This is a genomic window from Sphingopyxis sp. EG6, assembly GCF_003609815.1.
In the GTDB taxonomy this organism is placed as follows: Bacteria; Pseudomonadota; Alphaproteobacteria; order Sphingomonadales; family Sphingomonadaceae; genus Sphingopyxis.
Genome location: NZ_AP017603.1, coordinates 2,623,926 through 2,646,608, shown reverse-complemented (window position 1 = coordinate 2,646,608; position 22,683 = coordinate 2,623,926). Strand labels below are relative to the sequence as shown.

The window sequence follows — 22,683 nt, the reverse complement described above, 5'->3', positions numbered from 1 at the left end:
TTCGACCATGTCTGACGGCGCCGCGATCGACCGCTTTCTGGAGATGATGGCGGCCGAGCGCGGTGCGTCGCGCAACACGCTGGTCGCATATCGCCGCGATCTGGAACAGGCGGCAGAACGGGTCAAAGGCCCGCTCGCCGGTGCCAATGTCGCGGCGTTGCGCCAGTTGATGGCCGATTATCAGTCGCTTGCGGCGAGCAGCGCCGCGCGCAAGCTGTCGGCGTTGCGCCAATTCTTTGCCTTTTTGCAGGGTGAGGGCGACCGGGCCGATAATCCCGCGCTCGACATCGCGCGTCCCGCAACGCGCCGCGCGCTGCCGCGCATCCTGACCCACGCGCATGTCGAACAATTGTTTGCGCAGGCCGAGGCGGAATCGGCTGGCGATGCACCGCCTGCGGCGGCGATCCGTATGCTGCTGCTGCTTGAACTTCTCTACGGATCGGGGCTCCGCGCGAGCGAGCTGGTGACGCTGCCGCGCCGCGCGATCGGCGGCGAGCGCGAATTTCTGATCGTCAGGGGGAAGGGCGACAAGGAGCGGCTGGTGCCGCTGTCGGATCGCGCCCGCAGTGCGCTCGACCGCTGGCTTCCGCTGCTCGCCGACGCATCGCCCTGGCTGTTTCCGTCGGGAAAAAGCCATGTGTCGCGCGTCCGGCTGTTCCAGATGCTGCGCGACCTTGCGGGTAGGGCCGGGATCGATCCGACCGCGGTCAGCCCGCACGTCCTGCGCCACGCCTTTGCCACCCATTTGCTCGAAGGCGGCGCTGATCTGCGCGCGCTGCAACTGATGCTGGGCCATGCCGATATCGCGACGACCGAAATCTATACCCATGTCGACAGCCGCCGGCTGGTCGAATTGGTCAACCGTCGCCATCCGCTCGCGCATATGGACGCGGGGCAGGGATCAGCAGACGTTGACGTTGGGGCGCCATCGGCTTAGCGGTCCGACGATGACAGCCTTTCTGGACTTCGAAAAACAGGTCGCCGCGCTCGATCGGCAGATTGCCGAACTGCGCGACATGGGGGACGACCCCACGCTCAACATCGACAATGACATCGCGCGGCTGGAGGATAAATCCTCGAAATTGCTGCGTGATATTTATGCGAAGCTGACGCCCTGGCAAAAGACGCAGGTCGCGCGTCACCCGGATCGCCCGCATTTCAAACATTATGTCGCGGGGCTGTTCGACGACTGGATGCCGCTCGCCGGCGATCGCAATTTTGGCGATGATCAGGCGATTTTGGGCGGGCTCGCCCGCTTTCGCGGTCGCCGCGTGATGGTCATCGGCCATGAAAAGGGCGACGATATTCCGTCGCGGATGAAGCATAATTTCGGGATGGCCAAGCCCGAGGGCTATCGCAAGGCGATCCGCCTGATGCAGCTCGCCGACCGGTTCGGCCTGCCGGTGGTGACGCTGGTCGATACGTCGGGTGCCTTTCCGGGCATCCAGGCCGAAGAACGCGGCCAGGCCGAAGCGATCGCGCGCTCGACCGAACAATGCCTGGCGCTGGGCGTGCCGATGGTCGCGGCGATCGTCGGCGAGGGCGGCTCGGGCGGCGCGATCGCGCTCGCCGCGGCGAACCGCGTGCTGATGTTCGAACATGCCGTCTATTCGGTGATCTCGCCCGAAGGCTGTGCGTCGATCCTGTGGCGCACATCGGACAAGGCCGCCGATGCCGCCGCCGCGATGAAAATGTCGGCGCAGGATCTGCTGGGCCTGAAGATCATCGACCGCATCGTCGCTGAACCCGTCGGTGGCGCCCACCGCGCGCCCGAGGTTGCGATTGCGACGCTGGGTGATGCCATCGCGCAGGAACTCGACGGCCTGTCGGGGCTGCCGCGCGATGCGATCCTCGCAGCGCGCGAGGAGAAATTCCTCGCCATGGGTCGCGGCTGAAGCCCTCGACGGAACCCGATCGTCGCGAATTGCGTTCACCCTCAAGACAGGGCTCCTGACGCACATCAGGCCGCGTTCGACAACGGCTTGTCTCGCCGCGAATAGGGAATATGCCCAGATAAATGCATAGCTTGTGGGAGGCGTATCGATGACCCGAAGGAAGAAGGCCGGCCTTGCCGTCAAACTCGCAGCGACTGCGGCGCTCGGCAGCCTCGCCCTCACCGGCGCCGCTGACGCTCAGCTCAAGGCGATCAAGACCGCGACCAATATCACGCCGTCCGAACGCAAGCAGGGCGACGAGGCGCATCCGCAACTGATGGCCGAATTCGGCGGTGCATATAGCGGACCGCAGACCGCTTATGTCGTCCGCGTCGGTCAGAATATTGCGCTGCAATCAGGGCTGTCGAACGCGCGCAGCGACTTTACCGTCACCCTGCTGAATTCGCCGGTGAACAACGCGTTCGCGATCCCCGGCGGCTATGTCTATGTCACCCGCCAGCTGATGGCGCTGATGAACGACGAGGCCGAGCTTGCCGGGGTGCTGGGGCATGAGGTCGGCCACGTCGCGGCGCAGCACAGCAAGAAGCGCCAGTCGGCGGCGACGCGCAACCAGATTCTTGGCGTGCTCGGCGCGGTGCTGGGGGGTGCGATCGGCGACAGCGGTGGCGTGCTCGGCGGGCTCGGCGGCTTGCTCCAGAACAACGCGATGCAGGTCGCGCAGCTCGCGACCTTGGGCTTTTCGCGCAGTCAGGAATTGCAGGCCGACCAGCTGGGCGTTCAATATTTGCGCAGCGCGGGCTATGATCCGCTTGCGCTGTCGACGATGCTCGCCAGCCTTGCCAACCAGACCAACCTCGACGCGCGGCTGTCGGGGGGCGATGCGCGTTCGCTTCCTGCCTGGGCGAGCACCCACCCCGACCCCGCCTCGCGCGTCCGCAACGCCCAGACGCTGGCGAGCCGCGTCGGCGGCACCGGTGGAACCCGCAATGCCGATGCGTTTCTGGCGGCGGTCGATAATGTGCTGTACGGCGATGATCCGGCGCAGGGCGTCGTCGAGGGCAATGAATTTCTCCACCCCGACCTCCGACTACGGTTTGCGGTGCCGGGCGGCTACGGGATGCAGAATGGCACCACCGCCGTCACGGTCAGCGGCAATGGCGGTCAGGCGCAATTTACCACCGGCCCGTACAGCGGCGACATGAACGCCTATATCGCCGCGGCGTTCAAATCGGTGGCGGGCAACACCGCGATCACCCCGAGCGCAGTTCAGCGCACCACGGTGAACGGCATCCCCGCCTCTTACTCGACCGCGCGCGTCGCCAGCCAGTCGGGCCAGATCGATGTCACGGTCTTTGCCTATGAATTTTCGCGCAGCAGCGCCTTTCACTTCGTCACGTTGACCAAGGCGGGCGGGACGGGGGTGTTCAATTCGATGTTCAACAGCGTCCGGCGCCTGAGCGCGGCCGAAGCGACGGCGATCAAGCCGCGGCGGATCGATGTGGTGACGGTGGGGCGCGGCGACACGATGGCCAGCCTGGCGCGGCGTATGGCGTACAGCAATTATCAGGCCGACCGGTTCCAGGTGCTCAACCGCCTGACCGCGTCGAGCCGACTGACGCCGGGGCAAAAGGTGAAAATCGTCGTTTACGCTAGCCGTTGACCGGACAAAAAAAGGGGCGGTGTTTCCACCGCCCCTTTTCCCAAATTATCGACGCCGCTATTACGGAGCGGGCGGCGACGTCAGGTTGGTGTTCACCTTGTTGAAGGTGCTGCTGACGCTGCCGCCAACGGCGCTCATAGCCGAAATGCCGGCGACGGCGATCAGGGCCGCGATCAGGCCATATTCGATGGCGGTTGCGGCTTTGGTATCGCGAACGAATTTCTTGATGAACTTCATGACTGGTCTCCTGATTTCACTTACCCTGTTGACGGTCTGGTCTGGGTCAACAGTGGCTGGTTTAGGACGAATAGGTTTTGAAAATCTTAATGGCGGACGGCGAAAGGATCGGTCGCAAGTCCAGAAAAGGGACAGTCGCCGCGGCGCTACATATTGGTCTGGGCCGCGGTGGAGACGTTGTTCCACATGAGGCCCGTACTGTTTGCGACATTTCCGACGGCGCCGACGGCGGCAATGAAGATGAGGGCCAGTATCAGCCCATATTCGACGGCTGTAGCGGCCCTGGTCGACCGCATCAGCCTGTAAAGGTTGCGCATTGTTCCACCCCTGCTTGAAGTGTAGTTCCCGAGGATGCCGATGATCGCACAGGAAGGTTAACAATTTGTCCGTCGCCAGCCCCGGAAAACCGCCAAAAAATGACCTGGTCGTGGTCGCTGCGGCGCTCGTCGATCGCGACGGGCGCCTGCTTGTCCAACAGCGGCCCGAAGGGCTGTCGATGGCGGGGTTGTGGGAGTTTCCCGGCGGCAAGGTCGAACCCGGCGAAACGCCCGAACAGGCGCTGATCCGCGAGTTGGCCGAGGAACTGGGCATTGATGTCGAACAGGCCTGTCTGGCCCCCGCCTGTTTCGCCAGCGATATGCTGGGCGACCGGCATCTGTTGTTGCTGCTCTATGTCTGCCGCAAATGGCGCGGCACCCCGGTTGCGCACCATGCGAGCGCGCTGCGCTGGGTGCGTCCGGTCGAGCTGCATGGTCTGGCGATGCCGCCGGCCGACAAGCCGTTGATCGGCCTGCTGGAAGCGCTCGTTTAGCCCTTCGGTTTCAGCGCTTCGCTCAGCGACGCGGTGCCGCTGCCGCGCCGCGCGGGCTGCGGTTGATCGGGATGCGGCGCCCACCCGCTGAAATGGACGATGCGCAGGCTTTCGGCGACGCGACCGTCGGGGTCGGCTTGCGCGGCGAAAGCGGCGGCGATCTGCGCTGCCTCGGCGCGCGTCAGCGGCGGCGGGGTCGGCGCAAGGCGGCTCGTCAGCCCGACCGCGCGCAGGTCGCGGGCCAGCGCGAACCAGTCGCCATAACGCACGGTGAGCGCCTCGACATCGACCACGGGCAAGGCAAAGCCGACGCGCTGGAGCAGATTGCCCATCGCGGCGAGATCGATCTGGGGGTGCATCCGGGCGATCGGGCGCACCGCGTCGACCATCATTGCACGGCGAAGCCGCGGCAGGCTGCCGTCGCCCACGAACGCACCGAGCAGCAAGCCGTCGGGCGCGAGCAGGGCGCGCAGGCGGAGCAGCGCGCCGGGTACGTCGTTGACGCTGTCGAGGCCGCCCGGCCAGACGATCAGGTCGAAGCTGGCAAAGGGCAGGTCGAGCGCGTCGGCCTCGACAATGATCGCGCCGCTGGCTGCCGCCAGCCGCGGTCCCGCTTCGATGATCGTCAATTCCGTGCAGATGCCGCGGAGTCGATCGGCGAGCGCGGGATCGTGCGCACCGATGAGCAGGACGCGCGGAAAGTTGCGGGTCACCATCGTCAGCCGGTCGAGCAAGGTTTCCGCGATGATCGGGGCGAGGAAATTGGCGGACGCGGGCAAGCGTGCCATGCGATCGCGCTGGGCGCGGTGACGGGCGGCGGAAAAAAGCGGGCGGGGAGGCTGCGACATCCGCCGCTTGTGCCGTTCCCGGCCATGCTTCACAAGCGGCGGATGACCACGACGACCGGGGATGTCGAAGAAAAACAGGCGCCGTCCGGGCCATTGTCCCGCGCCTTGCGAAGCGCGGCGCGCGCGATCGTCGATTATGCGCTGCCGCCGCGCTGCCCCGGATGCGGCGTGATCGTCGGCGACGACCGGCAATTTTGTCTGACCTGCTGGGCGTCGCTCGAATTTCTCGATGGACCCGCTTGTTCGCATTGCTCGATCCCGTTGCCAGCGGCGCTGCCCGGCGGGCCGATCGCCTGCGGTGCCTGCCTCGCCAGCCCGCCGCCCTTTGATGGTGCACCTGCCGTCGTTGCTTATGGACCGGTCGCCCGCACCGTTGCCCTGCGTCTGAAATATGGGCGGCGCACCGGCCATGCGCGGTTGATGGCGCGGCTGATGGCGCGGCGACTGGCGGCGCTCGGCGATACCGCAAACATGCTGATCATACCCGTGCCGCTGCACCGCTGGCGGCTATGGTCGCGCGGTTTCAACCAGGCCGCGCTGGTCGCCGATGAACTGGCCCGCACCAGCGGCGCGCCGCGCGACCATCACCTGCTGCATCGCGTCAAATCGACCGCATCGCTGCGCGGCAAGGGGCGGCGCGAGCGTGAGCGGATCGTTGCCGGAGCGTTCGCGTTGGCCGCTGATGCCAAAGTGCGTGCTGCGGGGCGCCACATCATTCTGGTCGACGACGTTCATGCCAGCGGCGCGACGCTGCGCGCCGCGGCCAAGGTGCTGCGGCGCAGCGGCGCGGCGCGTGTCTCGGCGCTGACCTGGGCGCGCGTTGTTCCCGAGGCGCTGATGACGAGCAACATATTTGACTTTGCTTCGTTGGATTCCGATATGTCGGACCAGATGATGACAGGATAGGCCATGGCCAAGATCGAAGTTTTTACCAAATTCCTCTGCCCCTATTGCTCGCGCGCGAAAGCGCTGCTCGATCGCAAGGGCGCGGCGTATCAGGAGATCGACGTAACGATGGACCGCGCCGGGTTCGACGCCATGGTCGAACGTGCCGGCGGCGCGCGCACCGTGCCGCAGATTTTCATCGACGGGAAACATATCGGCGGCAGCGACGATATGGCGGCGCTCGACGCGCGCGGCGGGCTGGATCCGCTGCTCGGCCTCGCCTGACCTTGATCGTCTTTGACCTTTGCTGCGCCGCCGGCGATCACCGGTTCGAGGCCTGGTTCGCGAGCAGCGAGAGCTTCGCCGAACAGCGCGCGCGCGACCTGATCGCTTGCCCGGTCTGCGGCGACGTCCGGATCGAAAAGGCGGTGATGGCGCCGCGGATCGGCGCCAAGTCGAACCAGCTGATCGTACCGGCGCCACCGCCGCCAACCGATAGCGCTGCGTCAAACGAGATATCGCCCGAGCTGGTACGCAAGATCGTCGCCGAAATTGCGGCAAAGCAGGCCGAGATGCTGCCGCAATCGCGCTGGGTCGGACGCGATTTCGCCGATGCGGCCCGCGCGATGCACGAAGGCCGCGCGCCCGACGACCTGATCCATGGCCAGGCTTCACCCGAGGAAGCGCAGGCGCTGCGTGACGACGGGATCGCGGCGATGCCGCTCCTGGTCCCCATCGCCCCGCCCGACGCGGTTAATTAGCCGCGCCGATTGACGCTGCGCGCCTCGCGCCGCTACACGAACCGCGGCGCACCCGTAGCTCAGCAGGATAGAGCATCAGATTCCTAATCTGGGGGCCACTGGTTCGAATCCAGTCGGGTGCACCACTTGCGTTGGGCGGTTTGCCGAACAAAAGGACACGAAGCCTCGCAACTTTAGGCTTAGAGCGCTTCATGGTGCCGCAAGTCGATAGCCCACGGCAGGCTCGTTCAAGATGAATTCGGGGCGCTGCGGTTCGTGTTCGAGTTTCAGGCGCAGGCTGCGGATCGCGACGCGCAGATAGTCGATCTGCTCCTGCTGTGCTGGACCCCAGACGGCGCGCAGAAGATGCGTGTGCGTCAGGACGCGGCCCGCATGTTTTGCGAGTTCGGCGAGCACCGCATATTCCTTGGGCGTCAGATGCACGTCTGTTCCGTCGCGGCGCACTACGCGATTGTGAAGGTCGATCGCCAGCGGCCCGATGACCAGCGGTTCCCGCGTATCGCCCGGATTGAGGTCAACGAGGCGGTCGACATATCGGTCGAGCTGAGCGGCTTCGGTGGCGACCGTGGCGCTGAGGGAGGGGTCGATGCCGCCACCCGCCCGCCGGATCGCGCGCGCCGCCGCGGCAATCGAGTGCAGCCGCGGTTTCACATCCTCGCCGATCGCGGTCAGCAGCGCCGAGCGCAGCCGGTCGCGCTCGCGCAGCCCGGCGACATCGCGCGCCTCGCGCTCGAGCCGGGCACGTTCGAGCGCAAGCGCGATCTGGTCGAGCAGATTGGCGAGTAAAATCTGCTGCTGCTCGTCTACCGGTGGCGACCCGTCGGCATGTGCCAGTCCCGCTGCCGCCAGTACCGCCTCGCCCGCAATGACGGGATGGAATTGCCAGTCGGTCAAGTCGACCCGCCCGATCCCGCGGCCGGTTACGAGCGCGGATTCGATGCACAATGTCGCCGCCGCCAGATCGTTCGGGCCGAGTGCAGCGCCAGTGGGCGCGATTGCGGCGATCGTCGGCGTTTTGCCGCCCATGACCACCACGGTGTGGGCGCCAAACAATCGGGCCAGTTCGCTGGCCGCGACCTCTGCGATCGCCGTTTCGTCGGCGCAGGAAAGCAGGCGGCGGGCGAGGCCGGCGATGGTGGCGTTGCGCGCCGCATGCGCATCGGCGCGCCGACTTTGTTCACGAAGCGAAGCGGCAAGGCGACTGGTCACCGCTGCGACGAGGAACAGCACGGTGACGGTGACGATGTCGGCAGGGCTGTGAATGATCAACGTGCCGTAGGGGGCGGTGAAAAAGAAATTATATGCGAGTGCCGAAAGCGCGGCGGTGGCGAATGCGGGCCAGAATCCGGATAGCAGTGCGGCCGCCAGCACCGGCGGAATATAAAGCAGCGCTACGGGCCCGCTACCCCAGCGCGGCGCGATGAGCAGTCCGGCGATCGTGGCGACCGCGATCAACAACAGGGTCGCGGCGAAACCGCCAAGGCGGACGGCCATTTCGTCTTGCCGAAAGCGTCGGCCGGTCGGGACGGTATGCATGCGCAACAAATGCGCCTGCGAAGCGAGCCTGTCGAGCCGGTGCGGTCAATTCCACATGGAATCTTTATGCCGATCGCGACCACATCGCCCCTCATGACAAACCTCAACGCTCTACCCGCTGCCACTGCGGCATCCGCACCCACCGGTCCCAAGGACCGCCTGCCCATCCTCATGCTCGGCGCGATCGGTGTCGTGTTCGGCGACATCGGTACCTCGCCGCTATACGCGCTGAAAGAAAGCTTCATCGGGCCGCACCCACTGGCCGTGGACCGGCTGCACATCTTCGGTGTGCTCAGTCTGATCTTCTGGTCGTTGATGCTGATCGTGACGGTCAAATATGTTTTCGTTGCGATGCGCGCACACAATCGGGGCGAAGGCGGTTCCTTTGCGCTGCTGGCGCTCGTGTCGCGGCACTTTGGTACGGGCCGCTGGAGCGCCGCGCTCGTTATCCTGGGGGTTCTGGCAGCGTCGATGTTCTACGGCGACGCAATGCTGACCCCGGCGATCTCGGTGCTGTCGGCGGTCGAAGGGTTGACCGTTGTCGAGGCGAGCCTGCAACCGCTGGTTCTGCCGATCGCTGTTGTGATCATGGTCGCATTGTTTCTGATCCAGTCGCGAGGGACCGCGCGGGTCGGGGCTTTGTTCGGCCCAATCGTGCTGATTTATTTCGCGACGCTGGCGACGCTGGGGGTCGTCAATATTGCGGACCATCCAGAGATTTTGGGCATCGTGAACCCCTATTGGGCGTTTGAATTTTTTCTGTACGACACCCGGCTGGCGTTTCTCGCGATGGGATCGGTGTTTCTGGCGGTTACCGGCGCCGAAACGCTCTACGCCGACATGGGACATTTCGGACGCAAGGCGGTGGGGCTCAGCTGGCTGACGATCGCCTATCCGTGCCTGATGCTCAATTATATGGGGCAGGGGGCGCTGTTGCTGGGTACGCCCGCGGCGGTCGAAAATCCATTCTATCTGATGGCGCCAGAGTGGGCGCGTCTGCCGCTGGTTTTGATCGCGACGGCGGCGACGATCATCGCCAGCCAGGCGGTGATTTCCGGCGCCTTTTCGGTTACGCATCAGGCGATCCAGCTCGGTTTCCTGCCGCGCTTGCGCACCCTCCACACAAGCGAAAAGGCCGCGGGACAAATCTATATTCCGGCGATCAACTGGAGCCTGTTGGCGATGGTGCTGGTCTTGGTCCTTGGCTTCGGCGAATCGACCCGGCTTGCATCGGCCTATGGCATCTCGGTCATCGGGACGATGTTGATCACCACATTGATGCTGGCCTTTTTGCTCTTCAAGGTGTGGCACTGGAACAAATGGCTGGCGACGATGACAATCGGGTTGTTTCTGCTCGTCGACGGCACCTATTTTGCCTCGAACATCACCAAGATTCCCGACGGCGGCTGGTTCCCGCTGGTGGTCGCCGCCATCCTGTTCACGGTGCTGACCACCTGGTCGAAGGGGCGCCGCCTGATGCGCGAGCGGCTGGACGAGGGGGCCATCCCGTTGCCGGTGTTCATCGAATCGGCAGCGATGTCGGCGCACCGGGTCCGCAACACCGCGGTGTTCATGTCGGCGTCGCCCGACGGGGTTCCCTCGGCGTTGCTGCACAATCTGAAGCACAACCAGGTGTTGCACGAACGGGTGTTGATCCTGACCGTGCAGGTTGCCGACGAACCATATGTGGAGGCGGGCCGGCGCGTCGACGTCCACGACGCCGGTCGGGGCTTTTACCGCGTCATCCTGCATTATGGCTTTATGGAGGATGTCGATGTGCCGCGCGACTTGGCGAAGCTGACGCGGATCGGTGCGCCGTTCGACCTGATGACCGCCAGCTTCTTTCTGGGTCGGCAAAAGCTGGTGGCATCGACGCGGACGCCCGGCATGGCGTTGTGGCGCGAGCGCCTGTTTGCCTGGATGAGCAAGAGTTCGGAAAGCGCGATGGAATCGTTCAGGATCCCGACCAACCGCGTGGTCGAGCTCGGCAGTCAGGTGCAGATTTGAACCGATCGCTGGTCGATCGCGCGACCGGAATTGCGTCCATCACCGCTTCCGATGCACCGAGCCGCTGATTGCCGCCGCTCCTGCGCGCCAGGGACCACGCGCGGGAACGACGGCTTGCGGCGATCGGCCGTCAGGGCTTCTCGCCGGGAAACAGCAGCAGCCAGTCGGCCTCGGCCTGGACCCGGGCAAAATAGCTCCAGCTGTCGACGTTGATCGACCGCTGGAGCCAAGGTTTCGCCTTTTCGGTCTCGCCCATCAGGATGTAATAATTGGCGAGGCTGTAGGCGGTCGATGCGGCGACGCCGTCTGCGGTGGCAAAGGCGCGGCCGGTGTCTTCGGCGCTGAAGAAGGATTTGGGCGAGCGGTTGCCCTTGAACAGCTGGATGCCGTCGAAATAGGTGTCGGGGCTGCCGTCGGGCTGCACCTCGAAAAGCGTCATGTCGTACTCGTCGAGCACCTTCTGCGCCGCGCGCAGATTGCCGCCGCGCGCGAGCGACAGATATTCCCAATAGCTGTTCGCGGTGCGCGCTTCGACATCATGGTTGAACGCGGCGGACTCGGCCGACTTGGCGAACCATTTGGCGGCGTTGTCATAGTCGTGCTTGGCGAAATAGGCCTGGCCGAGGTGGTAATAGAGATAATATTGCACGACATCGGGCGAGCCGGGGAAATAGTCGGGACCCGGCTTTTCGCGTTCGAGTGGCTTGCCTTCGTATAGCTTGGCGGCCTTCAGCCCGACCTCGATCGATTTGTCGAACTGGCGGAGCGAGAAATGGCGATGCGCGAGGTGGCGCATCAGCTTGGCCGAATTGGGGAAACGCTTGAGCGCGGTTTCATAGACCGCCGCCGATTCCCTGACATAACCCTGATAGAAGAGGATGCGGCCGTACCAGGTCGCGGTGTCGACCGTCATGTTGCTTTCATAGGCCGCCTTGGCGTCCTTGGCGGCGCGTTCGAGCGTCGCGACGGCGGCGACGCCGACATTGCGGTCGGGGTTGGTCACCATCGGCTGGCCGAGCAGCGAGGTTCCCTGGAAGCTGCCTTCCTGCGCGGTCGCCAGCGTCGGCGTCGCGAGCATCAGCAGGCTGGCCGACGCCAGGAATTTCAGGGTGCGGGGGATCATATTCACTCTCCTTGGATTTGTTTCTTGTGCGTCTGTTTCACGGATCGATGTCGAGGTCGAACTTGACCCCCTGCGCCAGCGGCAGCGACGCCGAATAATTCACCGTCGCGGTGGCGCGGCGCATATAGTTTTTCCAGCTGTCGGAGCCCGACACGCGCCCGCCGCCGGTCACCTTTTCGCCGCCAAAGGCGCCGCCGATTTCGGCGCCGCTGGTCCCGATGTTGACGTTGACGATGCCGCAGTCGCTGCCCTCGGCCGACTGGAAGCGCTCGGCCTCGCGGACGTCGCTCGTAAAGATGCTCGATGACAGGCCTTGCGACACGCCGTTCTGCAGCGCGATCGCTTCGTCGAGTGTGTCATAGCCCATGACATAGAGGATCGGGGCGAAGGTTTCCTCGCGGACGATCGCGGTCTGTCCGGGCATTTCGGCGATCGCCGGGCGGACATAATAGCCGTCAGCTGCGCCCGCGATGTCGAGCCGCTCGCCGCCATGCACGATGCCGCCTTCGGCCCGCGCCTGTTCGAGCGCGCGCTGCATGCCGTCGAACGCCATCCGGTCGATCAGCGGTCCGACATGCGTGGCATCGTCGAGCGGCGATCCGATGCGCAGCGTGGCAAAGGTCGCGATCAGCCGCTGAACAAAGGCGTCGCGGATGCTGTTGTGGACGATCAGGCGGCGCAGCGTGGTGCAGCGCTGGCCGCAGGTGCCGGTCGCCGCGAACACTGCGCCGCGCAGCGCGAGGTCGAGATCGGCGCTGGGTGCGATGATCGCCGCGTTGTTGCCGCCGAGTTCGAGAACCGGACGGGCGAAGCGCTTGGCGAGGCGCACTGCGACATCCTGTCCCATCCGCACGCTGCCCGTCGCGCTGACGATCGCGACGTCAGGATGATCGGCGATCGCGGTGCCGCAGCGCGCGTCGCCGATCGCGACCTGCACCAGATGGTCGGGCGCCAGATCATAATCGTCCGCCGCTTTCGCCAGCAGCCCGGCAAAGGCGAGTGCGGTGAGCGGGGTTTTCTCCGACGGTTTCCAGATCGCGCTGTCGCCGCACACCAGTGCAACGGTCGTCCCCCACGCCCACACCGCGGCGGGGAAATTGAATGCCGAGATCAACCCGAGCACCCCCATCGGGTGCCAATATTCGGTCAGCCGATGTTCGGGGCGTTCGGACGCGATGGTCAGCCCGAACAGCTGACGCGACAGGCCGACGGCATATTCGCAGATGTCGATGACTTCCTGCACCTCGCCGCGTGCTTCGGTCAGGATCTTGCCATTCTCGATCGACAGCAGCAGCGACAGCGCTTCCTTATGCTCGCGGACGAGGGCGCCATAGCGGCGGACGAGTTCGCCGCGATGCGGCGCCGGGACCAGCTTCCACGCGGCAAAGGCGGTACGGGCATTGGCGACCACTGCGTCGATGTCGTCGGGGGTGTCCATGCGCAGCGTCGCCAGCCCGGATCCGTCGATCGGTGAAAAGACGGGCAGGTCGGCGCCGAGGCGATCGCCCAGCGACAGGCCGAGCTGATCGAAGGTCGCGGCGGCCTGCTCTGCCAGCGGGGAAGCGGCGTGCGCGGTCGACGGGATTTTGGCGATATTTTCAGGAGCGTTCATAAAATTCTTTTCTGTCATATCTTCGGTGGTTTGGGGTGTTCATTCGTCAATCGGGATGCCGGGCGACAATCTGGCCGTTCTTGATCACGACCGCGACCTTCTCCAGCACGGTGACGTCGCGATAGGGGTCGCCCGCAACCGCGATCATGTCGGCATATTTGCCCGGCGCGATCGTGCCGATATTGTCCGATTGGCCGAGCAGCGCCGCGGCATCGACCGTTGCCGCGCGGAGCGCTGCCATCGGGGTCATCGGACCCTGTTCGACCATCTTGCGAAACTGCCGCGCATTCTCGCCATGCGGCGACACCCCGGCATCGGTGCCAAAGGCGATGTTGACCCCATGGCGCACCGCGAGGCGGATATTGTCGCCCGATACTTTGCGTGCTTCGGCCATCTTGGCCGCCACCGCCGGGGTGATGCGCGCCGTGTCGGCACTGTCGTGCGAATCGAGCAGGCCGAGCGTAGGCACCAGCCAGGTGCCGCGTGCGGCCATCATCTTCGCGGTGTCGGCATCGAGATAGGTACCGTGCTCGATCGAATCGACTCCGGCCCGCACCGATGCTGTGACCCCCTGCGCGCCGTGCGCGTGCGCCGCGACCTTCAGCCCCAGGCCGTGCGCGGTGGAGACGATGGCGTTCAGTTCCTCGTCGCTCAGATGCTGGCCCAGTCCCCGCGCCTGCTGCGACATGATGCCGCCGGTCGAGGTGATCTTGATGAGGTCGGCGCCATATTTCGCCGCTTCACGCACACGCAGTGCGCATTCGACTGCGCCGGTGCAGGCGCCGGTATAGTCATAGGGAAACAGTGCCTCGGTCGTCTTGCGGTTCAGCCCCGACATATCGCCATGGCCGCCGACGATCGACAGCGAGGTGCCGGACAAGAAGATGCGCGGGCCGGTGACGATGCCGTCGTTGATCGCGTCGCGGAGCGCGTGGATCGCATAGCCGTCCGACCCGACATCGCGGACCGTCGTGAAGCCTGCCTCCAAGGTCTTTTTCGCATTGGAAAAGGAAAAGATCGCGACGTCTTCGGGCGTATCGATCGCCGCCGACCATAGCCGCGTCGCGGGCGAGAAGCTGAAATGGACATGGGTATCGATTAGCCCGGGCAGCACTGTGCGGTCCCTGAGGTCGATCACCGTCGCGCCGCCGCCATCGATATGGCCCGGCAGGATATGGGTTATCCGCTCATTGCGCACGACGATCGTCGTCGGGCCGAGTGGGCGCTCGCCGGGCACCGCGATCACCGATCCCGCATGGATAACAAGATCTTGCGCGGCGGGGTCGGGCTGGGCCGCTCCCGCGGCGCCCGCCAGCAGCGCGGCAAATGCCGATCCCGACACGGCGCCGAGGTGGCGGCGCGACCGGACACGCGCGGACGGGTTGGCGATGTCGGTCACGTCTTGAAGCTCCCCGTCGATCGGGTCGACGCAGATCGGCGCCGCCCTTGCACCGCCACATAGGAATATTTTGCTGGCTAGGCAATAAAATTTATGATAGGAAAAATTTCAAGAATATGACGAAGCCCGGAAATTTGGGGTTTCCAGGCTCGATAATGGGTTACCAAGGAGGGAAATAATGTCGAAGTTCGTTTCACGTCTGCTGTTGTCGTCGGCGCTCGCGTTCGCGATGGCGCCGGTTGCCCAGGCGCAGGCGGCGCCGCCCGAAGCCGAAGGCGCCGACACCGATGAGGGCGGCAACGACATCGTCGTCATCGGGACGCGCCGCAAGGACCGCTCGATCACCGACAGCTCGGTCGCGATCGACGTCATTGCCCCCGAAAGCATCACCGCGACCGGCTATACCGACGTGAACGACGCACTGCGCACGCTCGTCCCCGCCTTCAATGCCCAGCGTCTGCAGGGCAATGACGGTTCGTCGTTCGTCCGCCCGATCACGCTGCGCGGTTCGCCCGCCGACCACGTCCTGCTGCTGATGAATGGCAAGCGCCGCCACCGCGCATCGATCGTCCAGATCGGTACCGGTCACTCGTCGACGTCGGGTTCGCAGGGCCAGGATTTCAACGTCATTCCGCCGATCGCGCTGTCGAGCGTCGAGGTGCTGCGCGACGGCGCGTCGGCGCAATATGGCTCCGACGCGATTGCCGGGGTGATCAACATGGAGCTGAAAAAGCAGAAAAGCGGCGGCTCGATCATCGGGCAGGTCGGCGAATATTTTAGCAGCGGCGGCCGCACCTATGATATCCAGGGGCATATCGCCGTGCCGGTTGGCGACAATGCCTATTTCAACCTGGCGGCCCAATATACCGATCAGGCCAAGGCCTATGCGCGCAAGGCCAGCCATGCTGGCGCTGTCGCGCTGCGCGCGGCGGGTATCCCGGGCGTGCCCGAGCATCCCGAAGGCAACCTCGACCCGCGCTATATGGCGTTCAAGTCGGTATGGAACGCCGGTATCGAGCTCAGCGATTCGCTCGAGCTCTATACCTTCGGCAACTATATGACCGGCAAGAGCTCGGTGACCTTTGGCCTCCGCCAGCCGATCACCGCGGGTGGGCTGAACCGGCACGGCACCTATGCCAATTCGGCCTTCGACCTGTCGCCGGCGCACCCGCAGCTGTTCGACCTGACGCGCGTCTATCCGGGCGGCTTCACCCCCGAATTCGGCGGTCATCTGGAAGATTTCAGCGCCCTTGTTGGCCTCCGCGATCAGGACGGCCCGCTGACCTGGGATCTGTCGGCGCGCTACGGCACCAACACCGTCGATTATTCGATCACCGGGACGATCAACGCCTCGATGGGGGTCAATTCGCCGACGTCGTTCAAGCCGGGTTCGCTGACCCAGCGTGAAATCCAGTTCGACGGCGAAATTTCCTATGAGCTGAACGACCAGATCTTGCTGTTCGCGGGCGCCAGCCATCGCAAGGAAACCTATGTCATCGGCGAGGGCGACCTTGCCAGCTATCTGACCGGGCCGCTGCGCGATCTGCCCGCCGGATCGAACGGCTTCCAGGGCTTCTCCCCCGAATTTGCGGGCAGCTTTGACTCGAACAGCTATGCGGTGTTCGCCGAAATCGACGCCGACATCACCCCGTGGTGGAACCTGTCGGTCGCCGGTCGTTACGAGGATTACGACCAGTTCGGCACCAACTTCAGCTACAAGGCGGCGACCCGCTTCGAGCTGAGCGATGCTTTTGCCCTGCGCGGCTCGGTCAGCACCGGCTTCCGTGCTCCCGCCGCCGGTCAGGTGTTCGGGACCAGCCTGACCTCGCAGCTCGACGGGGTTGGCGGGTTCATCCTCGACGCCGTTCTGGTACCGGGTTCGCCCGCGGCGCAGGTGTTCGGGTCGGAAGCGCTGACGCCCGAAACATCGTTCAACATGTCGGCCGGCGTGGTGTTCACCGGGCTGGACGGCTTCCTGACCACGCTCGATTTCTATCAGATCGACGTGGACGATCGCCTGTTGCTGACGCCGTCGCGCAACACGACCGCCGCCGAGCGCGCCGCGCTGGCCGCGATCAATTTCCCGAACGGGGCGGATATTCAGCAGGTGCGTTATTTCCAGAACGAAATGGACACGCGCGTGCGCGGTTTCGACCTGGTCAGCACCTATCGCCACAGCTGGTCGGACAATGCGTCGACCGACTTCAGCCTGGCGGTGAACTATAATGAACAGCATCTGCGCGGCGCACCGCCTCCGGGCTTCAGCCCGGCGATCGTGACCGAATTCGAACGCGGAACGCCGCGCTGGCGCGGCAATTTCTCGACGACAACCAAGGTTGGCGATTTCGGGTTCATGGCGCGCGCCGTTCATTATGGCTCGTGGCGCCGTCTTGATGGCGCGACCTTCCTGCCGCGCAAGGCGGTGACCTTGTTCGATGCCGAAATCTCCTACACCGGGATCCAGGATGTCGAGCTCAGCGTCGGGGCGCGCAACATCTTCAACATCTTCCCGCCCGATCGCGGTGCGGCCCGCGCGCGCGCTGGTCTGATCTACGACAACCACAGCGTGTTCGGGGTTGCCGGCGGCTTTTATTATCTGAACGCCAAATATAAGTTCTGATCCTCGCGCTCCGCGAGACACAGATTGTTTCCGGTGGGCCTATGCGGCGCTGACATGGGCGAAATGTCAGCGCCGTAGCCTATCGGAAATTCGTGCATTATAGGATTGGGACGCGGACGGGGCCGCTTGTGTCGCATAACGGCCCCGGATTCGTCGATCTTGCACTGTTTGGCCAAGGTAAGGACCGCCGATAATGCCCCCCAGAACAGCAGATGAACCCGAAATTCTGGGCGCCGTTCGTCAGTCGAAACGGCCGCGAACCGAAGGGTTTCATCTGGGACGGCGCCTGCACCAGCTTCGCCGCGAGCGCGGGATGACGCTGGAAGATGCCGGGCGGTTGACGTCGCTCGCCGCATCGACGCTGTCGAAGATCGAAAATGACCAGATGTCGCCGACCTTTGACGTCGTACAGAAACTGGCGCTGGGGTTCGACATCGACATTACCGAGCTGTTTGCCAGCAATAGCGGACAGGATGCGGCGGGGCGGCGCAGCATCACCCTTGCCGGGGCGGGGCGGCCGATGGAAACCCCCGTGTATAACCACCGCCTGATTGCGGTCGAGCTGAAGCACAAGAAGATCCTGCCGTTCGTGACCACGATCAAGGCGCGCAGCCTGGAGGATTTCAAGGCCTGGTCGCAGCATAGCGGCGAGGAGTTTCTGTACGTGCTGGAGGGCGAGATCTGTTTCCAGACCGAACATTATGAGCCCGCGATCCTGGGGGTTGGCGACAGCGTCTATATCGACAGCAGCATGCAGCACGCCGCCTATTCGACCAGCGAACAGGATGCGGTGGTGCTGTGGGTGAACACAGGCTGATTTCACAGACCGCGCGGCGGGATTTCGCGTCTCTTGCAATAATTTTCTTATCGGCTATAAATTTCCAATAGAAAATATTGGGAGTCGGTAGGATGGGCAGGGCGATGGATAGACGACAATTTGTGCTTTCGGGGGCGGCACTATCGGCCGCCGTGGCGATGTCACCGACTTTGGCCGCGAAGACCACTGCGCGCCCGCTGACCTTCGATGCGATGGGCGAGGTCCGGTTCGAATATGACGCGGCGCTGGTCGGCCAGATGCGCGACAGCGGGCTCGACGCGATCACCGTCACCCTGTGCGATCCCAAGACTTATGAGGCGCACGCTTATGACGACGCGATCCAGGCGGTGCTCGACCATGACGCGCATATCGCTGCCAACCCCGCGCTGTTCCTGAAAGCGACGCGCACCAGCGACATCGACGTCGCGCGCCGCAACGGCCAGATCGCGATCTATTATCTGTTCCAGAATTCGACCCAGTTCGGGCGCGACCTCGATAATATCGACCTGTTCTACAAACTGGGCGTCCGATCGTCGCAGATCACTTACAACGACCAGAATTGGGCGGGTGCAGGGTGCAAGGAGTTGGGCGCCAACGGGCTGACCCACTGGGGCCGCGCGGTGACCGAGCGGATGAACAAGCTGGGCATGCTGATTGACCTCTCGCACGCCAATATGCAGACAATGGCGGACACGATCAACGCATCGGCCGATCCGGTGATCATTTCGCACACCGCGTGCATGGCGATGCACAAAAATGTCCGCAACACGACCGACGACAATCTGCGGCTGCTGGCGCAGAAGGGCGGGGTGGTTGGCATTTGCCAGATGCGGCCATTCCTGACGACGAAGCGGCAAGGCGCGCTGGCCGACTATTTCCGCCATATCGACCATGCGGTAAAGGTCGCGGGCGCCGATCATGTCGCGATCGGCAGCGACCGCGACCACCGGGTGGTCGAAATGACCGACGCCTATATCGCCGAGTTGAAGCGCGAAGAGGGCGCCAATTTCAACGCCGACGACTGGCCACTGTTCATCGACGAACTCAACGGTCCGCGCCGTATGGAAGTGGTGTGGGACGGGGTGCGCAAACTGGGTTATGCCTCGAGCGACGTCGAAAAGATCATGGGGACGAACGTCCGCCGCATCTATCAGGATGTGGTTGGATGATCGTGCGCGCATCCATGGCCGCGCTGGCGCTGCTGGGCGCCGCGGTTCCGGGCTTTGCGCAGCCCGCGGCGACCAGTGCCGGGCAATGCACGACCAGCCTGATCGGGACGCCGCTGAGCTTGCCGAAATTTTCGGAGGCGACGCAGAAGCGGCTCGATCAGGATATCGAGATCGCGCGCGCGGCGCTGCGCATCGCGCCCGACCGCGAGGATTCGCATATCTGGCTGGGCCGCCGCCTCGATTATGCGGGGCGGATTTGCGACGCAGTCGACGCGTTCACCAACGGGCTGAAGGTCTTTCCGAACAGCTACAAGCTCTATCGTTTTCGCGCCCGCGACCTGACCCGCGCGCGGCAATTCGATGCGGCGCTGGCCGACTACAGCAAGGCGCTGGAGTTGATGGGCGATACTCCCGACACGTTCGAGCCCGACGGGCTGCCCAACCCGATCGGGCTGACGATCAGCACCTATCGCGGCAATATTGTTTATTATCACGCGCAGACCAGCTTCGCGACCGGCGACTATCAGACCGTTGTCGACGGGATGGCGAAGTCGCTGGCGCTGGCGGCCGATTTTGCGCGCGACGATATGCGCGTGCCGACCGCCTATTGGACCTATATCGCCTATCGCAAGATGGGCGAGCACGCCAAGGCGCGCGCCGCGATCGACGCGATCGAGCCGGGGCTGAAACTGATCGAGAACGACATCTATTACCAAGCGGTCCAGATCATGCAGGGGCGTCTGAAGCCCGCCGATGTTGGCGCGACGAAGGACAGCACGATCAAATTCGCGATCGCGATGGAGCGCCGCTTTGCGGGCGACGAAGCGGGTGCGAAGGCGCTGCTGGCCGAAATCATCGCCGAAAATGCGCAGGGACACTGGCCGTCCGAAGCCGAGCTGGCGGCGCCGGATCGGGCGCCGCGACGATAGCGGCCCTGCCACGCCAATCAGCTAGACCCCGCCCGCCGGATCCCGCATGATGTTTGCGGGAGATCTGACGTGACCTATGACATCGCTGCCCTCGACTTGCCGCTGCGCGACGAGCAGCAAATGCTGCGCGACAGCGTGCAGCGCTTTCTGGCCGACAATGCGCAGCCCGGTTGGCGCGATCTGGTGGAATCGCTGGGGCTGGCCGGGGTCGCGGTCCCCGAACCGCACGGCGGTTTTGGCGGCGGCATGGTCGACATTGCGGTGGTCATGGCGGAGCTCGGACCGGCACTGGCGGGTGCCGACTGGCTGTCGCACAGCGCCGCCACGATGCTGCTCGCGCGCGCCGCGCCCGTCCATGCGGGGCTGGCCGGTCTGGCGCAGGGCGACTGGCGCGCGGCGGTGATCTGCGCTGCCTCGAGTGCGACGATGCCGATCGTCGATGCGGACGGGGCGGTGCGCGGCACGGCGACGCTGGTCGCGGGCGGCGCCGAGGCCGATATGTTCGTGCTTGCCGATGACGATACAGTGCTTTTGATCGCCGCGGACCGCGACAAGGTCGAGCAGCGCCACCGCATCATGCACGACGGCAGCTTGACCGCCGACCTCAACTTCACAGTGAAGGCAGGCGAAGGCAATCTGTTGGTGCGTGGCGGCGCCGCGCGAGCGATGGCCGAATGGGTCAATGACGTCATCTTGGCGGGCCGCTGCGCCGAGGCGGTGGGGCTGATGCAGCATATGATCGCCGCCAGCACGCTTTATCTGGGCCAGCGCCAGCAGTTCGGGCGCGCGATCGGCAGTTTCCAAGCGCTCCGCCACCGCGCCGCCGATATGCAGCTGGCCGCGATGAAGGCCGCGGCGCTGACCGAGGCGGCAATATTGTCCGTCGATCAGGATCGTGCGGACCGCGCCGCCACGGTGAGCGCGGCCTGCGTCGAGGTCGCCGACGCGGTGCGCGTTGTCGGCGAAGGCGCGGTGCAGATCCATGGCGCGATGGGGCTGACCGAGGAGCTGAACCTTGGCGCGCATTTCAAACGCGCGCTGGCGATCGCGTCGGCGATGGGACCGCGCGCCGACCATCTGGCGCGGTTTTCGGAAGCGGCGGCCTAGATCGTCGTCAGGCTCGCGTCGCGTTTACGTGACACCGTAGCCCTGAGTCTGTCGAAGGGCGCTTCTCGGCCAGGCGCCCTTCGACAGGCTCAGGGCTACGGTTCCAACCGCCTAACCCAGCATCAACCGCGCGATCAGGTCGCGCTGGATCTCGTTCGACCCCGCATAGATACTCGCCGCGCGGTCGTTGAGGTAGCGCGGGACCGCGACCGCCAGCTCGGCGGGCGCCTGGCCGTCGGCGTCCGCCCATGCTGCGTACCCCGCGGCTTCGCAGGCCAGCGTATCGATGCGCTGGGCGCTTTCGGTGCCGAGGATCTTGAGCGCCGAGGCGTAGAGCGCGGTGCTGCCGCCGACGCCGCGCATCGCCTTGAGCTCGAGCGCCTGCAACGCGTGCAAGGCGATCGCCTCGCGGTCGAGCTGCGCGCGCAGCACCGGATCGGCGACCGATTGCGCGCGCAAACGGGTCAGGCGCGCCATGAGCCCGGGGGCATATTTGCCGCCGCGTTCAAAGGTCAGCAGATGCTTGGCGACCGACCAGCCTTCGTTTTCGCCGCCCAGCCGGTTCGCCTGCGGCACCCGGACATCGTCGAAGAAGACCTGATTGAACTCATGATCGCCCGCCAGCGTGCGGATCGGTTCGATCGTGATCCCCGACGTCGCCATGTCGAGCAGCAGGAAGCTGATCCCCGCCTGCGGCTTGCCCTCGCTCGAGGTGCGGACCAGCGCGAACATGCGGTTGGCGAAATGGGCGTGGGTGGTCCAGATCTTCGACCCGTTCAGCACATAATCGCTGCCGTCGGGGACTGCGCGCAATTGCAACGCGGCGAGGTCCGACCCGGCGCCGGGCTCCGAAAAGCCCTGGCACCAATAATCCTCGCCCGACAGGATGCGCGGCAGATAATGCGCTCGCTGCTCGGCGCTGCCATAGTGCATGATCACCGGCGCGACCATCTTCAGCCCCATCGGGGCGAGGTTCGGCGTCCCGGCGCGGGCGCATTCGGCGGTGAAGATATAGCGTTCGATCTCGCTCCAGCCCGGGCCGCCGAACTCGGCCGGCCAGTCGGGCGCGACCCAGCCGCGCGCGTGCAGGATGCGCTGCCAGGGCAGCGAGACCGCGGGATCGTGAAAGACGCTGGTGGCACGACTGGCGGCGCGGCGCAGGTCATCCGGCAACGCCTCGGCAAGAAAGGCGCGAACTTCGTCGCGAAAGGCCTCGAGCGCGGGATCGTTCAGCATGTCCATGGCCGCGCCTTGTACGCCGCGGGAT

The 22,683-nt window shown here is 64.8% G+C and carries 20 protein-coding genes and 1 tRNA gene; 14 read left to right on the top strand and 7 right to left on the bottom strand.

Features of this window, described 5'->3' with window-relative positions:
* Positions 1–7 precede the first annotated feature (7 nt).
* The 3 genes from SPYCW_RS12810 (at position 8) to SPYCW_RS12800 (ending at position 3,555) form a co-directional block, all read left to right on the top strand.
* A complete protein-coding gene (locus SPYCW_RS12810; protein WP_120218292.1) occupies positions 8–937 on the top strand; it encodes a tyrosine recombinase in 930 nt (309 codons plus the stop codon).
* Between the two features lie 10 nt (positions 938–947).
* Positions 948–1,895 carry an acetyl-CoA carboxylase carboxyltransferase subunit alpha gene (locus tag SPYCW_RS12805; protein WP_120217085.1) on the top strand — a complete coding sequence of 316 codons (948 nt, stop codon included), beginning with the start codon at positions 948–950 and terminating at the stop codon, positions 1,893–1,895.
* 148 nt (positions 1,896–2,043) lie between these two features.
* Complete coding sequence (locus tag SPYCW_RS12800) at positions 2,044–3,555, top strand: M48 family metalloprotease (RefSeq protein ID WP_120217084.1); 1,512 nt, start codon at positions 2,044–2,046, stop codon at positions 3,553–3,555.
* 60 nt (positions 3,556–3,615) lie between these two features.
* Here SPYCW_RS12800 and SPYCW_RS12795 read toward each other — a convergent pair whose 3' ends face one another.
* The gene (locus SPYCW_RS12795) at positions 3,616–3,792 is read right to left on the bottom strand and encodes a Flp family type IVb pilin (protein WP_120217083.1); all 177 of its coding nucleotides are present in this window, start codon (positions 3,790–3,792) and stop codon (positions 3,616–3,618) included.
* Positions 3,793–4,174: 382 nt separating this feature from the next.
* On the opposite strand from SPYCW_RS12795, the gene SPYCW_RS12785 reads away from it, so the two are divergent.
* Positions 4,175–4,603, top strand: a complete 429-nt coding sequence (locus SPYCW_RS12785) for a (deoxy)nucleoside triphosphate pyrophosphohydrolase (RefSeq protein ID WP_171005334.1) — start codon at positions 4,175–4,177, stop codon at positions 4,601–4,603.
* On the opposite strand, the gene SPYCW_RS12780 is transcribed toward SPYCW_RS12785, so the two are convergent.
* Entirely contained in the window at positions 4,600–5,391 is a 792-nt protein-coding gene (locus tag SPYCW_RS12780) for a methyltransferase domain-containing protein (RefSeq protein WP_232014707.1), read from the bottom strand. The genes SPYCW_RS12785 and SPYCW_RS12780 overlap by 4 nt on opposite strands.
* A 102-nt stretch (positions 5,392–5,493) precedes the next feature.
* Here SPYCW_RS12780 and SPYCW_RS12775 point away from each other — a divergent pair, with 102 nt between their 5' ends.
* The 4 genes from SPYCW_RS12775 (at position 5,494) to SPYCW_RS12760 (ending at position 7,222) form a co-directional block, all read left to right on the top strand.
* A complete protein-coding gene (locus SPYCW_RS12775; RefSeq protein ID WP_120217081.1) occupies positions 5,494–6,357 on the top strand; it encodes a ComF family protein in 864 nt (287 codons plus the stop codon).
* Positions 6,358–6,360: 3 nt separating this feature from the next.
* Complete coding sequence (gene grxC, locus SPYCW_RS12770; RefSeq protein WP_120217080.1) at positions 6,361–6,621, top strand: glutaredoxin 3; 261 nt, start codon at positions 6,361–6,363, stop codon at positions 6,619–6,621.
* A 2-nt stretch (positions 6,622–6,623) separates the two neighbouring features.
* Positions 6,624–7,097 (top strand): DUF1178 family protein, encoded by a 474-nt coding sequence (locus SPYCW_RS12765; RefSeq protein ID WP_120217079.1) that lies wholly within the window; start codon positions 6,624–6,626, stop codon positions 7,095–7,097.
* Between the two features lie 48 nt (positions 7,098–7,145).
* Positions 7,146–7,222 (top strand) — tRNA-Arg (locus tag SPYCW_RS12760).
* Positions 7,223–7,286: 64 nt separating this feature from the next.
* On the opposite strand, the gene SPYCW_RS12755 is transcribed toward SPYCW_RS12760, so the two are convergent.
* Positions 7,287–8,591 (bottom strand): DUF4118 domain-containing protein, encoded by a 1,305-nt coding sequence (locus tag SPYCW_RS12755; protein WP_172595491.1) that lies wholly within the window; start codon positions 8,589–8,591, stop codon positions 7,287–7,289.
* A 135-nt stretch (positions 8,592–8,726) separates the two neighbouring features.
* Between SPYCW_RS12755 and SPYCW_RS12750 the strand changes: the two genes are divergently transcribed.
* The gene (locus SPYCW_RS12750) at positions 8,727–10,640 is read left to right on the top strand and encodes a potassium transporter Kup (protein ID WP_120218289.1); all 1,914 of its coding nucleotides are present in this window, start codon (positions 8,727–8,729) and stop codon (positions 10,638–10,640) included.
* A gap of 130 nt (positions 10,641–10,770) precedes the next feature.
* On the opposite strand, the gene SPYCW_RS12745 is transcribed toward SPYCW_RS12750, so the two are convergent.
* Genes SPYCW_RS12745 through SPYCW_RS12735 form a run of 3 tightly spaced genes read right to left on the bottom strand, consistent with a single transcriptional unit; the run spans position 10,771 to position 14,774 of the window.
* Positions 10,771–11,763, bottom strand: a complete 993-nt coding sequence (locus tag SPYCW_RS12745; RefSeq protein WP_120217077.1) for a tetratricopeptide repeat protein — start codon at positions 11,761–11,763, stop codon at positions 10,771–10,773.
* Positions 11,764–11,800: 37 nt separating this feature from the next.
* A complete protein-coding gene (gene amaB, locus SPYCW_RS12740; RefSeq protein WP_120218288.1) occupies positions 11,801–13,375 on the bottom strand; it encodes an L-piperidine-6-carboxylate dehydrogenase in 1,575 nt (524 codons plus the stop codon).
* A gap of 46 nt (positions 13,376–13,421) precedes the next feature.
* Entirely contained in the window at positions 13,422–14,774 is a 1,353-nt protein-coding gene (locus SPYCW_RS12735) for a metal-dependent hydrolase family protein (protein WP_172595490.1), read from the bottom strand.
* A 178-nt stretch (positions 14,775–14,952) separates the two neighbouring features.
* Here SPYCW_RS12735 and SPYCW_RS12730 point away from each other — a divergent pair, with 178 nt between their 5' ends.
* The 5 genes from SPYCW_RS12730 (at position 14,953) to SPYCW_RS12710 (ending at position 21,416) form a co-directional block, all read left to right on the top strand.
* Positions 14,953–17,394 carry a TonB-dependent receptor plug domain-containing protein gene (locus SPYCW_RS12730; protein ID WP_120217075.1) on the top strand — a complete coding sequence of 814 codons (2,442 nt, stop codon included), beginning with the start codon at positions 14,953–14,955 and terminating at the stop codon, positions 17,392–17,394.
* A gap of 193 nt (positions 17,395–17,587) precedes the next feature.
* Positions 17,588–18,211: a helix-turn-helix domain-containing protein gene (locus tag SPYCW_RS12725; RefSeq protein ID WP_120217074.1), complete on the top strand. Its 624-nt coding sequence runs from the start codon at positions 17,588–17,590 to the stop codon at positions 18,209–18,211.
* Positions 18,212–18,369: 158 nt separating this feature from the next.
* The gene (locus SPYCW_RS12720; protein ID WP_172595489.1) at positions 18,370–19,380 is read left to right on the top strand and encodes a dipeptidase; all 1,011 of its coding nucleotides are present in this window, start codon (positions 18,370–18,372) and stop codon (positions 19,378–19,380) included.
* Positions 19,377–20,309, top strand: a complete 933-nt coding sequence (locus SPYCW_RS12715; RefSeq protein ID WP_120217072.1) for a tetratricopeptide repeat protein — start codon at positions 19,377–19,379, stop codon at positions 20,307–20,309. The genes SPYCW_RS12720 and SPYCW_RS12715 overlap by 4 nt, the downstream gene beginning before the upstream one ends.
* Positions 20,310–20,378: 69 nt before the next feature.
* Complete coding sequence (locus tag SPYCW_RS12710) at positions 20,379–21,416, top strand: acyl-CoA dehydrogenase family protein (protein ID WP_232014706.1); 1,038 nt, start codon at positions 20,379–20,381, stop codon at positions 21,414–21,416.
* A gap of 111 nt (positions 21,417–21,527) precedes the next feature.
* On the opposite strand, the gene SPYCW_RS12705 is transcribed toward SPYCW_RS12710, so the two are convergent.
* Positions 21,528–22,658 (bottom strand): acyl-CoA dehydrogenase family protein, encoded by a 1,131-nt coding sequence (locus tag SPYCW_RS12705; RefSeq protein ID WP_172595488.1) that lies wholly within the window; start codon positions 22,656–22,658, stop codon positions 21,528–21,530.
* Positions 22,659–22,683: the final 25 nt, after the last annotated feature.

What these genes read in the sequence shown, in the direction of transcription:
- SPYCW_RS12810 (WP_120218292.1), top strand. Translation starts at nt 8, where the DNA reads ATGTCTGACGGCGCCGCGATCGACCGCTTTCTGGAGATGATGGCGGCC.
- SPYCW_RS12805 (WP_120217085.1), top strand. Translation starts at nt 948, where the DNA reads ATGACAGCCTTTCTGGACTTCGAAAAACAGGTCGCCGCGCTCGATCGG.
- SPYCW_RS12800 (WP_120217084.1), top strand. Translation starts at nt 2,044, where the DNA reads ATGACCCGAAGGAAGAAGGCCGGCCTTGCCGTCAAACTCGCAGCGACT.
- SPYCW_RS12795 (WP_120217083.1), bottom strand. Translation starts at nt 3,792, where the DNA reads ATGAAGTTCATCAAGAAATTCGTTCGCGATACCAAAGCCGCAACCGCC.
- SPYCW_RS12780 (WP_232014707.1), bottom strand. Translation starts at nt 5,391, where the DNA reads ATGGCACGCTTGCCCGCGTCCGCCAATTTCCTCGCCCCGATCATCGCG.
- SPYCW_RS12775 (WP_120217081.1), top strand. Translation starts at nt 5,494, where the DNA reads ATGACCACGACGACCGGGGATGTCGAAGAAAAACAGGCGCCGTCCGGG.
- grxC (WP_120217080.1), top strand. Translation starts at nt 6,361, where the DNA reads ATGGCCAAGATCGAAGTTTTTACCAAATTCCTCTGCCCCTATTGCTCG.
- SPYCW_RS12755 (WP_172595491.1), bottom strand. Translation starts at nt 8,591, where the DNA reads ATGGCCGTCCGCCTTGGCGGTTTCGCCGCGACCCTGTTGTTGATCGCG.
- SPYCW_RS12750 (WP_120218289.1), top strand. Translation starts at nt 8,727, where the DNA reads ATGACAAACCTCAACGCTCTACCCGCTGCCACTGCGGCATCCGCACCC.
- SPYCW_RS12745 (WP_120217077.1), bottom strand. Translation starts at nt 11,763, where the DNA reads ATGATCCCCCGCACCCTGAAATTCCTGGCGTCGGCCAGCCTGCTGATG.
- amaB (WP_120218288.1), bottom strand. Translation starts at nt 13,375, where the DNA reads ATGAACGCTCCTGAAAATATCGCCAAAATCCCGTCGACCGCGCACGCC.
- SPYCW_RS12730 (WP_120217075.1), top strand. Translation starts at nt 14,953, where the DNA reads ATGTCGAAGTTCGTTTCACGTCTGCTGTTGTCGTCGGCGCTCGCGTTC.
- SPYCW_RS12725 (WP_120217074.1), top strand. Translation starts at nt 17,588, where the DNA reads ATGCCCCCCAGAACAGCAGATGAACCCGAAATTCTGGGCGCCGTTCGT.
- SPYCW_RS12720 (WP_172595489.1), top strand. Translation starts at nt 18,370, where the DNA reads ATGTCACCGACTTTGGCCGCGAAGACCACTGCGCGCCCGCTGACCTTC.
- SPYCW_RS12715 (WP_120217072.1), top strand. Translation starts at nt 19,377, where the DNA reads ATGATCGTGCGCGCATCCATGGCCGCGCTGGCGCTGCTGGGCGCCGCG.
- SPYCW_RS12705 (WP_172595488.1), bottom strand. Translation starts at nt 22,658, where the DNA reads ATGGACATGCTGAACGATCCCGCGCTCGAGGCCTTTCGCGACGAAGTT.